General features: G+C 55.0%; 14 protein-coding genes. 12 read left to right on the plus strand and 2 right to left on the minus strand.

Annotation, left to right across the window (positions count from 1 at the left end):
- The first annotated feature begins 3 nt into the window (after positions 1–3).
- From traV to GM154_RS22955, 5 genes are all read left to right on the plus strand, one after another.
- The gene (traV, locus tag GM154_RS22935) at positions 4–585 is read left to right on the plus strand and encodes a type IV conjugative transfer system lipoprotein TraV (RefSeq protein WP_219653489.1); all 582 of its coding nucleotides are present in this window, start codon (positions 4–6) and stop codon (positions 583–585) included.
- Positions 582–1,013, plus strand: a complete 432-nt coding sequence (gene traA / locus GM154_RS22940; RefSeq protein ID WP_219653490.1) for a TraA family conjugative transfer protein — start codon at positions 582–584, stop codon at positions 1,011–1,013. The genes traV and traA overlap by 4 nt, the downstream gene beginning before the upstream one ends.
- A gap of 146 nt (positions 1,014–1,159) precedes the next feature.
- Positions 1,160–1,585 carry a hypothetical protein gene (locus tag GM154_RS22945; RefSeq protein WP_258020000.1) on the plus strand — a complete coding sequence of 142 codons (426 nt, stop codon included), beginning with the start codon at positions 1,160–1,162 and terminating at the stop codon, positions 1,583–1,585.
- A 50-nt stretch (positions 1,586–1,635) separates the two neighbouring features.
- Positions 1,636–2,157 carry a hypothetical protein gene (locus GM154_RS22950; RefSeq protein WP_125890180.1) on the plus strand — a complete coding sequence of 174 codons (522 nt, stop codon included), beginning with the start codon at positions 1,636–1,638 and terminating at the stop codon, positions 2,155–2,157.
- Between the two features lie 305 nt (positions 2,158–2,462).
- Entirely contained in the window at positions 2,463–2,732 is a 270-nt protein-coding gene (locus tag GM154_RS22955) for a hypothetical protein (protein WP_125890181.1), read from the plus strand.
- Positions 2,733–3,028: 296 nt separating this feature from the next.
- Here GM154_RS22955 and GM154_RS22960 read toward each other — a convergent pair whose 3' ends face one another.
- A complete protein-coding gene (locus GM154_RS22960; protein ID WP_125890182.1) occupies positions 3,029–4,180 on the minus strand; it encodes an Abi family protein in 1,152 nt (383 codons plus the stop codon).
- 149 nt (positions 4,181–4,329) lie between these two features.
- Positions 4,330–5,214, minus strand: coding sequence for a hypothetical protein (locus GM154_RS22965; RefSeq protein ID WP_125890183.1), 885 nt, complete (start codon positions 5,212–5,214; stop codon positions 4,330–4,332).
- 292 nt (positions 5,215–5,506) lie between these two features.
- Here GM154_RS22965 and GM154_RS22970 point away from each other — a divergent pair, with 292 nt between their 5' ends.
- Genes GM154_RS22970 through GM154_RS23000 form a run of 7 tightly spaced genes read left to right on the plus strand, consistent with a single transcriptional unit; the run spans position 5,507 to position 12,449 of the window.
- Positions 5,507–6,235 (plus strand): thioredoxin fold domain-containing protein, encoded by a 729-nt coding sequence (locus tag GM154_RS22970; protein WP_219653492.1) that lies wholly within the window; start codon positions 5,507–5,509, stop codon positions 6,233–6,235.
- Positions 6,235–8,889: a type IV secretion system protein TraC gene (gene traC, locus GM154_RS22975; protein WP_219653493.1), complete on the plus strand. Its 2,655-nt coding sequence runs from the start codon at positions 6,235–6,237 to the stop codon at positions 8,887–8,889. The genes GM154_RS22970 and traC overlap by 1 nt, the downstream gene beginning before the upstream one ends.
- Positions 8,886–9,407, plus strand: coding sequence for a hypothetical protein (locus tag GM154_RS22980; protein ID WP_219653494.1), 522 nt, complete (start codon positions 8,886–8,888; stop codon positions 9,405–9,407). Before traC ends, GM154_RS22980 begins: the two co-directional genes overlap by 4 nt.
- The gene (locus tag GM154_RS22985) at positions 9,404–9,586 is read left to right on the plus strand and encodes a hypothetical protein (RefSeq protein ID WP_219653495.1); all 183 of its coding nucleotides are present in this window, start codon (positions 9,404–9,406) and stop codon (positions 9,584–9,586) included. Before GM154_RS22980 ends, GM154_RS22985 begins: the two co-directional genes overlap by 4 nt.
- On the plus strand, positions 9,573–10,100 hold the full coding sequence (locus tag GM154_RS22990) for a S26 family signal peptidase (protein WP_219653496.1): 528 nt from the start codon (positions 9,573–9,575) through the stop codon (positions 10,098–10,100). The genes GM154_RS22985 and GM154_RS22990 overlap by 14 nt, the downstream gene beginning before the upstream one ends.
- Positions 10,075–11,433 carry a TrbC family F-type conjugative pilus assembly protein gene (locus tag GM154_RS22995; RefSeq protein WP_219653497.1) on the plus strand — a complete coding sequence of 453 codons (1,359 nt, stop codon included), beginning with the start codon at positions 10,075–10,077 and terminating at the stop codon, positions 11,431–11,433. The genes GM154_RS22990 and GM154_RS22995 overlap by 26 nt, the downstream gene beginning before the upstream one ends.
- On the plus strand, positions 11,430–12,449 hold the full coding sequence (locus GM154_RS23000; protein ID WP_258020001.1) for a TraU family protein: 1,020 nt from the start codon (positions 11,430–11,432) through the stop codon (positions 12,447–12,449). Before GM154_RS22995 ends, GM154_RS23000 begins: the two co-directional genes overlap by 4 nt.
- The last annotated feature ends 10 nt before the right edge of the window (positions 12,450–12,459 follow it).

The raw sequence follows: 12,459 nt of genomic DNA on the forward strand, positions 1-12,459 counted from the left end.
GAAATGATCAAGTTAGGATTCGTTCCAGTTGCGGTGATGACAGCGGTCCTGAGCGGTTGCTCATGGATGCAGGTAGGCGAGAACGACTACAGCTGTCCGGGTATGCCGGGCGATGCGTTGTGCAAGTCGAGTCGCGATATCTACAGCGCGACCGACGATGGAAATGTGCCCTTGCCCATGGACCCGTCAGGGGAGGGCAGGGAAGGCAAACATGAGGGGCACGCAGAAAGCCGGGAGCAAAAACTCTCCGGCCGCAGCGAGAACCCGCAGGACGTGGTGAGCACCTTTGTGTCACCGCGTCTGCCGGATCAGCCGGTTCCGGTACGAACCCCCGCGCAGGTGATGCGGGTCTGGCTCGCACCCTGGGAAGACGACACCGGTGATCTAGTGGTGAGTGGATATATCTACACGGAGATTCAGCCGCGTAGATGGGTTATTGGCGAAGAGGCGCCGACAGCCGCCCCGAGGCTCAAGGCACTCTCGCCGGTAAGTAGCGGTAGCAACACCAACGGTACCAGCAGTCACGGTACTGAACAAAAACCGGGGATCTCGAACGAAACAACACGTACGGAGCGATTGCAATGACCAAGAACTTCCAGCTGGTTGACGTTGTAACTGCATTGAAAGCCAAGGCCACTCAGGTACGCAGCAAGGTATCAGGACAAGCACTGAGCACCGCTGCGGTCATGGGGGCCATGGGGGCGATGATGGTTGTACCGGAAGCGGCCATGGCCGGTACGGGCGGCGCCGAGTTTGAGGATGTGTGGCAAACGCTGGTGGACTGGACGCAGGGAACGCTGGGCCGGATCATTGCCATCGGTATCATTCTGGTCGGTGCGTGCGTTGGCGTTGTTCGCCAGTCGCTGATGACCTTTGCCGTGGGCCTTGCCATGGGCATGGGTCTGTACAACGCGCCTACGGTCGTGGAATCGATCATGGGCTCCACCCTCTCGCACATCGCGGCCATGCCGGCCACCATGCAGTTCATCTCCAACGGACTGAGCCTGTTCTAACCCTCCCTTTAACGCCCTCTCCTTTAAGCGGTAGCCCTGGAGCTACCGCTTTTTGTTGGTGGCTCTTTTTGACCACTAACACTTGCATCATTGAAAACCCGTGAGACGTTGGTAATACACCCCTTGAGATGCGCGAGGTCACGTCCATGCAAACCGCTACTGCATTACACCTTTCTGATCAGATCTGGCTGGCCCAGTACCACTTGAACCTTCAGACCTGGAGCGCCTTCTTTCTGGCGCGTCTTCGCGGGCTGGATTCGATACGGCTGCGGGTACTGGCAGGACAGGTGCCGGTCTATGAGGCGGGCCGTTATATCGATGCCTTCGACCTGTATCACGCCATCGAAAAGCGAGCCGGTACCTCTCATATTGCGGAGCAGTGGGAATACGAGGTGGCCTGCGAGGTGCATCGGGTTGCTGAAGGAATGTCGGCCTCGGATGCCGAGGTACTTCTGTATGCGTCAGGATTAAATGGCGTCTCGCTCGATAAGCTTGAAGACGCGTCACTGAAAGCAATTGCAGAAGCGCGGGAAGCTTTGGAGGGTGCCCTGGAAAATATTCCTTTTATTTGACTCTAGTGAGGTCCATTGGGAGGTTTCAGGTGATAGCTCAAGCCACGCCTATGGCTAGCAGTAACGGGTATTTCGAACTCTTGCTGGCAGCTGCAATAGCCTGCGCACAGCACAGGCTCCTACTTTCAATCCATCCTTGCTCGGAGCCTGATACCGATGCTGGAAAGACTTGCAGTGCAGCGGTGTATAGCGCTGTCGTTGCACTTGAGCGGTTGGCAAGGCATTGCCGGAAGACGGGGCGAGATGCTCGGCACTCGCCCCTCTTTGATGCTTTTGGTGATCTGGCCTATATCTACGAGACAACCTTTGAGCATGGCCGGGCTGTGCGTTGCGATGACCTGAGTCCCGAGGCTATTCGTATAGCCCTCGATCGTGGCAACACGCTGCTTTGTGCGGAAGGAGAGATCAGGGTTTCCAGACCTCGGGAAATCACCGACGAATATGGCATGCCACGCTGGGGCTATTTAACGGAGGTGCGTAACAAAAAGGGCAAGGTGTGGAGATTTGAGGAGGCTGATCCGGCAAGCCTCGCTCAGGCGATTTATGCACTATTGGCATCCTCCCCGCCCTAAAGCTCACCGCTTGTACAGCACTTAGGAGCCATTTCCAGCGCACACAAAAAACCCGCCGAAGCGGGTTTTTGCTGACCTGACTCAATATCCGTATCAAGCTGCCATCCTGGCCTGGTCATCATCCTTGACCTGACTAAGCGCGTCCTGCGCTCCATCCAATGCGCATAGATTAGTGATCTGCCGCTGCTGGAGAAAGAGTCGCTTTTCCTGTCGTCGTGTAAGCCTTTTGCTATAACCAAATACGCTGATCAGTCCCCCTGAACGGGGCCTAACTCGGTACACTCTTTCTTTTCAGGAATGCGCCAATGCTCATTGTCCGTCTGCAAAGTGGTGTGACCTATACACTGGAAAAATCGGTAGGCAATGCTGGCAAGCATGGCATCTGGGAGTTTCACCGAAGTGCCAACTCCTACATGCGTCCGCCGGATTACACCCCGTTTCGACATGCCGCAATCCTTCCGGCTGAGCCTGCCGATGGCCAGTCGGTCAGCCTGTCAATCTGCAAACCCGGTATGCCCGAGGAGCAGTGGATAGAGGTAGGCGAGGGGACTGCAACCTACGATTCGGATCGCTGATCCATTGATCGAAATGGCCGAGCTGAATCATCCTGTGCTATTTAAGAAGGCCAATGATTACTGTAACCACCAAGATGATAGTAAGGCCGCTTATGATAGTCATTGCTGACACGGATCTTCTTTGAGCTTTCGGTGCTATAGGCTCTTTGGGTTGTGCTTGAACCGCTCTCTGAGCTTTACGCTCAGCTCGATACCAATCCCTATCATACATACCCATTTATGGGCTTGCTCCCTGTTGTTTTAAAGATCCATTATGGCGCTTACTTACTCGAATACTATTAATGATAAATGTACATTTATCGATCAGTATTGCTCACGAGCGTTTCAATATCTTCAGCAGCTTGCAGCCAGAAATCAGTAAGCCTGCCAGCCTCTTCGGCAAAGTCAGGCTCAGTTACATGGCTTCTGAGATAGTCTACGCATCTGATTGATGAAGTTCTGGCCTCAGCGGCTAGTGTACGAAAATCTTTTGGAGGAGTAACAGGAGTCTGCGTCTCTACAAACCGATCTCTAGGGAAGGCATTACCCGCTATACCCATTGCAAGAAATCCAAATCCAGGCACATCTGGCTTTTGATCGAAGAGGTTTGCTATTCGTAGAATCCAATCTGAACTTGGAGCTATCTGCTTCAATAAGAACCAGATAACGGTAATTAGTCCGTATATCCTGTCTAGACCAGTGTTATTCAATCCAATTAAGTTGAAGTAACCTTTTTTTGGTAATTTCAATGTCCGAGGATTCGTTCTGTTGCATACTCTTGAATGATGAGCACATCGATTACGCAATACGTACAAATTAATAAGCCAATTTTCAAGTACGTTACGCTCGGTGATTCCAATCCGATTACAAATCAGGTCTTGGTTCTTACCGTTTAACATGCTGTAAAACTTGGACAGACTCCCAAAATCCCAGACCTCAGCTGCTACCCAAATCGGTATTGGCTTTCCTGCATTTCGATGCGAGACGATGCTATCTTCATGGCTTTCCTTGATCCGCTTCTCATGATTAACAAGCCAAGCATCATAAGAAGGTACCTTTCCAGTCTGGCCGGCAGATGAAAATGCATCTCGAGAAAAGTTCTTCTTGTCTAGGTGGCAGAGAGAGTTGCTACGGCCCAGCTCATGCGCGGTTACTGTTCTAAAGTACACTTCTATTCGTTCGAGAGCATCCAGCAGTTCCAGACGAAGCTTTTTATCAAACAAATAGAAATCATAGACAGCATCAAATGAGGTTCCGGGACGAAACTCATCTCGATACACACGAGTGCGACCATCTTGTGTAAAGTATCGTGCGCCGTGCCAATAGCCAGAGAGACGGTAGTAGCCTACCTGAGTGACTTTCCGTATGGCTCGCTGCCTGTCTTCAATGACCATGCCTCTGGCACGCAGCTGATCGACCTGCTCGTCATAATCTAAGAACGGCTTAGCTTGCTTTAATAGCTGTTCCATAGCGCAACTTTCTTCGAGCAAAAAAAAGGCCAAATTGTCACTGATGCTAGACCAGGAGAGAATTTGGCGCTGTTGATCCAAATCATACAGTGACTGAAGCAAAAGTCAAGAGGAGGGTTAACTGCCAAGGGCTTGTATGCGGCTCTTTTCTATAAGGGTCTAAGATCTTTAATCATCATCTCTAAAGGCCCTGTCTTAGCTCCAAGGTGTACAAGCTTTTCCAGGTTATCTGGAGAAAAAAAACGCTTCCCGGCCTCTACAATTTCTTCAGCTCTAGCCCTGTGCTGACGAACTTCACCTACCCATTTGGCAGTTGCATGCAAGTGGTGCCTACTCATGGCTTCGATATCGGAGATACTGGTTTTGCTCAGCTCACGCATTGGCTGAATATAGTTTGTAACAAGCATATCTTTGAGGCGGGCTTTTAGGAAGGACAGACCATCAAGCGTCGCTAGGTGAACTAGTTTCGTTGGCCATGGATCACCAGGTTTGCGTGGGTTCGTTTCAAAATATGCTTCTGCTTCAGCAGCCGTCATCGGTATAGGTTCTTCGATTCGGGTGTTACCGACTTCTGCTCTCCGCTTTAGCTTATGAAACACATCAACATCTATTGCTCCTTGAAGACGTATCTTGAGTTCCTGAAGGGTTTGATACTCATTGGCTAGCAACTCAGCTGCAGGCAATTGGAGCGACATTTCATTTAAGAACCCATTGATCGAATTGATTCGACGTCTACGGGCCACTGCTTGATCTATGCGCTGTTTTTCACGAGTAAATGTCAGACCAAAGTGGTTTTTTCCGCAGTACCCACCAATAGCTGTTTCCAGCCCATCGCTTGTCGTAATGAGATAGCCAGTTAAATGAGCTTTATGACACGAAGCAATGCCACAATGAATTTTTTCAAGAAAACGATAAGGTGCAATAACCGTCCCAAAGCGTCGGCTTCCGTTTGGATGAAAGGTTAGAGACGGTTGAAATGCTGGGCGTGAGGTTAGATCTTCATAAGTATCGATGAGCACTGGATCTGTATTCAAAGACGTGGCCTCCGATGCATATTATTATTGATATCTATTAGCTATCACTGTATATAAGCACAGCCACAAAAATCCGCAAGTAAAACCGTCTTTACACACCGTAACAAGACAACCTCAGACGTACTAAATGCGATGCAGATTGATCCTTCGCAGTAGCCATCCCCAGAAAATATTTTATTTTTTTATACCCAAACCTCGTGGTTGGTACCCGCGCGGGTATCAACCACGACCATAGCCCGGCCCCTCTTGGGTTTACGCTTGCAGACCTCACACTTAGTGTTCCGAGGTCTGCATGTCTCGTCCAACTTTCAACCTTGCGCTCGCGTTGGTAGTGGGCCTCGGCTTAGCCGAATCGGCCCTGGCTGCAAAGCCTATTACCCCCCAGACCATCGAACAGGCCGCAAAGACCATTACCGGGCAGGCCAGCCTTCCGGTGGATGGCATGAAGGTGCTCCAGTCCGAGGGCAAGCTCTACTTCATCAGTGGCAACGGTCGGTATGTCTTCAGGGGTGAGGTGTTTGACACCTGGCTACAAAGCCATATCGACACTATTGCACAGGCGCAGGAGTCCTCCTCGCGCATCCTGCTCTCGAAGATGGGCGTCAAGGTTGATGACCTGCTTTCCATACGCATGGGCCATGGCGCAAAGGAAGTGGTGTTCTTTACCGATCCACAGTGCTCCTACTGCCATGCGCTGGCCAATGAAGCCAACCAGTACACAAGCGAGTTCACCTTTGTGTTTGTGCCGGTCCCTGCGCTGGGCGATGAGTCCAATCGCCTGATCAAGCGCCTGGCCTGCGCAAGAGATGAGCGCCAGCAGCTCGATGCCCTCCTGAACGGCACGATCGAGCAACTCGAAACGCTCAACAAGTGCCCCGAAGAGAAATACGCCAAGTCCCTGGTGACCGCCAACCTGCTCGGTGTGGACGGTATTCCGTACCTCATCAGCGATGACGGCCGGGTTTCGCGTGGGCGCCCGAAAAACTTCGAAGCATGGCTTAGTGGCAAGGGGGATCAGTAATGGAGTTTATCAGCGTAAGAGAAGAGTACGCCGAGGGCATTATCCCGCGCGAGGTCAGGGCCTCCCAGCTCTCACCGGTGATCGCCTATGACGAGGAAAAGGAATACTTCTTCAACAACGACGGCACCATTGGGGTTGGCTTTATGTGCCGGCCGCTGCCGGGGGCGGACCAGGGACTGCAGGACCGCATCAACAACATGCTCAATCAGGCCTTTCCCAACGACACGATCATCTCGTTTCTGCTGTTCCTGTCGCCGGAGATCGAGGCGTCACTGGGGTCGATGGAGCAGCTGCGGGAAAACTTTCATCACCCGCTTCTGAGCGAGATCGTCAAGAACCGCGTCAGCTTTCTTAATCACCATACCCGTGAGCCCATGATTTCCCGTGGCCGCAAGGGCTACTTCAACAACGGCGTCATTCATGACCAGAAGCTGGTGATTACCCTCAAGATCCCGATCAAGGATCGCCTGCCGGGCAAGAAAGAACTGGAGGAGCTGTTTACGGCTGCGGAAAAGCTGGAGTCCTCGCTCAACAATATCGGCTTTGCGCCGCGCAAGCTTGACGCCGACCTGCTCAAGCGCACCATGACCACCCTGCTCAACTGGGGCGAGCGCTCCAGCTGGCGCCTGGGTGAGGAGACATGGGATGAGACCTCGCCCATCAATGAGCAGATCTTTGACTATGACACCGACGTTGAGGTGAAAAAGACCCATCTGCGCATGGGCGATACCTACGCCAAGATCCTATCGGCCAAGCGCCTGCCCAAGACCATGTTTTTTGGTGACGCCATCGGCTATGTCGGAGACCTGAGCGGGCAGGGGCAGTCGATCAAGGAAAACTACGCCATCTGCTGCAACGTGTACTACCCCAATGTGCAAAAGCAGAAGAAAAGGCTGGACCGCAAGCGCACCCTGACGGTGAACCAGGCCTTTGGCCCGCTGCTCAAGATCGTGCCGGTACTGGGCGAGAAAAAGGAGAGCTTTGACGTACTCGAAAGCTCCATTCAGGCCGGTAATCGCCCGTTGCGCATGAACTACTCGGTCATCATCTTTGCGCCCACACTAAAGCGCGTGGAATCGGCGGCCACCGCCCTTCAGGATATCTGGGCGGAAAGCAAGTTCACGATGATGCAGGACAAGTTTATCCAGATGCCCATGCTCATCAACTCGCTGCCATTCGGTGCCGATCACAAGGCGGTTATTGAGCTGAACCGCTACAAGACCCTGACCTCCGAGCACGCCACGGTCCTCCTGCCGCTTTTTGGGGAATGGAAGGGCACCGGCACGCCTCATGTCGGGCTGGTCTCGCGCAACGGGCAGTTCATGTCACTGTCCCTGCACGACTCGGAAACCAACAAGAACGGCGTGATTGCAGCGGAGTCCGGTTCAGGCAAGTCGTTTTTTGCCAACGAACTGCTGACCGCCTACATGAGCGAGGGCGCGCAAGCCTGGGTGATCGATGCAGGCAAGTCCTACGAGAAGCTCTGCGACACGCTGGAGGGGTCCTACGTCCAGTTTGGAGAGTCTTCCAACATATGCCTGAACCCCTTCGATATCGTGGTGGACTACGAGGAAGACGAGGATGCCCTGGTCGCGCAGGTCATGGCCATGGCTTCGCCCAAGGGCAACCTTGAGGAATTTCAGATTGCTGAGACGCGCCGGCTCATGGGCGACATCTGGAGACAGAAGGGCACTGCGATGCTGGTGGACGACATTGCCGAGGCCTGCCTTGCCCATCATGACCAGCGCGTAAAGGATGTGGGCAGCCAGCTGTATGTGTTTACCAAGGACGGCAGCTACGGCAAGTACTTCCATGGCCGGAACAACATGCAGTTCACCAACCAGTTCACGGTGCTTGAGCTGGATGAGCTGCAGGGCCGCAAGCACCTGCGCCAGATTGTGCTGCTCCAGCTGATCTACCAGATCCAGCAGGCGGTGTATCACGGTGATCGCAATCAAAAGAAGATCGTCTTTATCGATGAAGCCTGGGACCTGCTCAAGGAGGGCGATATCTCAGAGTTTATGGAGCACGCCTACCGCAAGTTCCGTAAGTATCAGGGGTCGGTGCTGATCGCCACGCAGTCCATCAATGACCTGTATGAGAACCCGGTAGGCCGGGCCATTGCCGAGAACAGCGCCTTCATGTTCCTGCTGGGACAGACCAGCGAAACGATTGAGTCAGTCAAGCGCTCTGGCAGGCTAACCCTAACCGAGGGAGGCTTCAGTCTGCTCAAGACCGTACACACGGTATCGGGCGTGTACTCGGAGATCTTTATCCGCGGCAAGTCAGGTGTAGGCGTGGGTCGGTTGATCGTGGGGCCGTTCCAGAAACTGCTGTACTCCACCGATCCCAATGACGTTGGCCAGATCGACCGCTACCGGGCAATGGGGCTGAGCGTCACCGACGCCATCTATGCCGTCATGCGCGACCGAGGCGATCTTGCCAGCAAGGTGGATGAGGAAGCCATCGAGCTTGCCGATTCCCATACCCGCATGCTGCGCAGCAATCGCCCCAGGGACAGCGCACCTCAGACGGGACCCCGACTGGTGCCACTCACGCTCCCCGAGGAGCCGGAGGCTACCGACGAAGAGTCTGCGGCAAAGCCTGTATCCACGCCAGCCACTGCCACCGCTGAAGAGGAGGTCACTCCATGAGCCAGTCAATAGCACACCCGATTGCAGACATCCCAGCTGCAACTGCGTCCAGAGAGCAACCCTCTACGGCTCCAGAAAGTACAGGTTCGTCGGCCAAACCCTCCTCAAGCCATGTTCCCCTTGAGCAAAGCTCGATGACGACCTTGCAAATGCTCATGCTGGTGGCACTAGTTAGCCTGTTCATTATCTGCGGCATTCTTTTCAAGCGGATCGTGGCGCTTGAGACCAGCCAGCCTTCGCTCGTGGTGGTGGACTTTGTGGCGCTGGCGCAGCGCTACAGCCGGGAAGGGGCATCTGCCGAACAGGTGGCACAGATCATGGCCAACACCAACCGGCGCGTGCTTGAACTCAAGGCGCAGGGCGTCACGGTGCTGGATGCCCGAGCGGTCCTAACCGCTCCTGATGATCTGTATCTGCCTGTAGAGCAGCTAACGGCGTCTGGCCCATCCGCCAGTGGTTCCTCCGCTGGCGTTCCTGCACTTAATCCCCTGTCAGCCCCTGCGAGGACTCAGCCATGAGTTACCGAAACGATGCTGCCATGCGTGAGCAGCTAGCCCAGATCATTCTGGCCAACTGCAAGATTACCTTCAGGCTCAAGAGTGAGACAGACAGCCCTGTACAGGATGTACGGGATGGTGCGGTCCTTGGGCAGGCCTCCACTGACTTATCGGGAGAGGACCGTCATGAGAAGGTTTGATCGTATCGTCAACAAGAAGGAGTCCTGGGGCCGCTTCACGGTCAAGATGGCCCTGACCACGGCGCTGATCGTGGGCAGCGGGGCCATGTTCTTTTCCCGCTTTACCTTTGCCTATGACCCGCAACAGGTCATCAGCATCAAGGGCTACAGCTTTTACCTGATCGATCGCGGCGACAAGAGCATGGAGAAGGGCAAGCTCTACGCCTTTCACCCCAAGGTCATTCCGGGCATCTACACCCCTGAGCATCGACTGGTGAAGTACCTGCGTGGCGTGCCGTCGGATCAGGTCGAGATCAACCTCAAGGAGCAGGTCAAGGTCAACGGCGAGATCGTGGCCGTGGGCCTTGTTCATGCCGACAAGCTCGGGCGCTCGCGCTCGTCCTTTATCGGCAAGGGCACGCTGGGTCCCAACGCCTACTGGTTCATGGGGGATGCCCCGCTTTCCTTTGACTCCCGCTACTGGGGCACCGTGACCAAGGAGCAGATCATTGGACGCTCATATCCCTTTTTCTAGGGCCATGCTGGCTCTTTCACTGGTACTGGGGGCAGCTCAGGCCGCCCCTGGTGCAGACCTTCCGGATCTTGCAAACATGCCGCCGGAAATCGAGCAGGGGCGCGACCTTCGCACCTTCCTGACGCCCCGGCAGGACACCGAAAGAAGCGCAGTGGTAGGCAGTACTCATCTGGGCAGCACGGCGCTGACTGCTGAGGATCAGGCCATTGTGGAGCAGGGCAAAGCTATTAGGCAGGGTGCTGGCGCAGCCATTGACCTCAATATGCTCAAGAACTCTTCGATGGACAAGGCCATGGGGGAGGCCACCGAGCTGGTGCGCTCAATGGAGGAAACCGATCCCACGCTACGGGCGGCCAAAATGGAAGCGCGCAAGAACGAGACCTATGCCCATCACTCCATGCTTCTGTTTGTCTCGCTCTCCCTGGGCAAGGCGGCGCTCAAGGAAGTCTTCGAGATGGCCTCCGAGCGTCAGGATGTGGTGCTGGTATTTCGTGGCGTACCGGAAGGCATGAAGCTCGACGAAGGGATGAAGCACTACCAGCATCTCATTGCTGAATACGACCCGCTGCCCAACCTCGTGATCGATCCTACGTTGTACCGTGACTTCAAGGTAGTTGAAGTCCCAACGATTATTGCCATGGACGATACCGCCCATGATGAATTTGTGGATCGAAAGGTGCTGGCGCGGGTAGAAGGCTTGAGTTCACCGGAATGGCTGGAAAAGCAGGTCGCCGAGGGCCAGACCGGCGATCAGGGCCGCCGGGGGCCGGTCATGGAGATTGCCGAGCAGGACCTGATCGAGATGATGCAGGAGCGCGTGGCCTCGGTGGACTGGGAAGCCAAAAAGCAGGCTGCCGTCGGACGGTTCTGGCAAAAGCAGCAGTTCAACTACATTCCGCCTGCCTCACACTCGCGTACCCGCACCATCGATCCCAGCGTGACCGTGCTGCAGGATCTGACTGGCGCTGACGGCAAGGTCCTGATGAAAGCCGGTACGGTACTCAACCCGCTGGATCAGGTGCCCTTTATGCAGGCGCTGGTGATCTTTGATCCATCGGTACCGGGCCAGATGAAGATTCTTGACCGTGTTCTTCCTGAACTGGCCAAACAGCCAAACATCCGGCAGCTGACCTATCTGGCTACCCAGATGGACAAGGAGCAGGGCTGGAAAGGGTATACAGACCTCTCCAACCGTTTCGAAGCGCCGGTGTACCTGGTGACCAAGGAAATCATCGAGCGCTTCGAGATCGAGCATACCCCCAGCATCGTGACCAGTGACGGCAAGGTGTTTGTGGTCAAGGAGCTGACAGCCAAGAACGGGAGTGCGCTATGAACATGCAAATCTCTCGTTTTTTGTCGGCATTGGCTTTCTCCTTTCTGTGCTGGATGTCATCTGCCAATGCCGCCGTGGGCTGTTACAGCGGTGATGTGATTGGCCCCAAGCTGATTACCGATATCTGCTGGGACTGCTTGTTTCCCCTGCGGGTTGCCGGTGTGTCTATCTCCGGTGAAACCAGCGGTGTGCCGGAGGGCGCCAGCAAGAAGTCGGCCTGCATGTGCTGGGACACCAACAACGTCCCGCGTCCGGGTATCAGCTCGGGTATGTGGGAGCCAGCGCGTCTGGTGGAATTCCAGCGGGTACCGGGCTGCTCCTCCGTACTTAACGGCGTGCGCTTTCCCTTTGACCGCACCTTTCAGGGCACGCATGGCTATGGCAGTGGCGGCAAGCAGGACGGCATGTTTATGCACTACCACTACTACGCCTTTCCGCTGTTGGTGATTCTGGATCTCTTTACCTCGGGCTGGTGCCAGAACGACGGCTACATGGATCTGGACGTGATGTACATGTCCGAGCTGGACCCGACCTGGAACAACGCCGAGCTGGCCTTTTTCGCCAACCCGGAAGCGGCCGCGGTGGCCAACCCTGTCGCAGCCACTGCCTGTAGCGCTGATGCCGTGGCGTCTGCTACCGGCAATCCTATTGAAAGCATGTTCTGGTGCGCGGGCAGCTGGGGCACCTTGTACCCGCTGGTCGGCAGCGTGCCGGGCAATCGGGGCGTGATCAAGGGCAGCTCGCTCCTGAGCGCGCGTGTGCTGGCGGCGCTGCATCGTCGTGGGCTGGCCTACGGCACCATGGGGGATGGCGCCATGTGTGGCGGTGAGATCACACCAACGCTTCCCAAGAGCCAGTACAAGCTATCCATCCTGCATCCACTGCCCGAAACCAAGAAGGGCCACAAGATTGGCGAGTCCACGCTGATCTGGGGGCAGGCCAGAACCATTCCAGCCGAAGGACAGGACCCGATCTACACGATCTGGCGCTGGAAAGACTGCTGCATGACTCAATAGAGGCCAACCA

The organism is Pseudomonas sp. MAG002Y, from assembly GCF_019400845.1.
Lineage (GTDB): Bacteria > Pseudomonadota > Gammaproteobacteria > Pseudomonadales > Pseudomonadaceae > Chryseomonas > Chryseomonas luteola.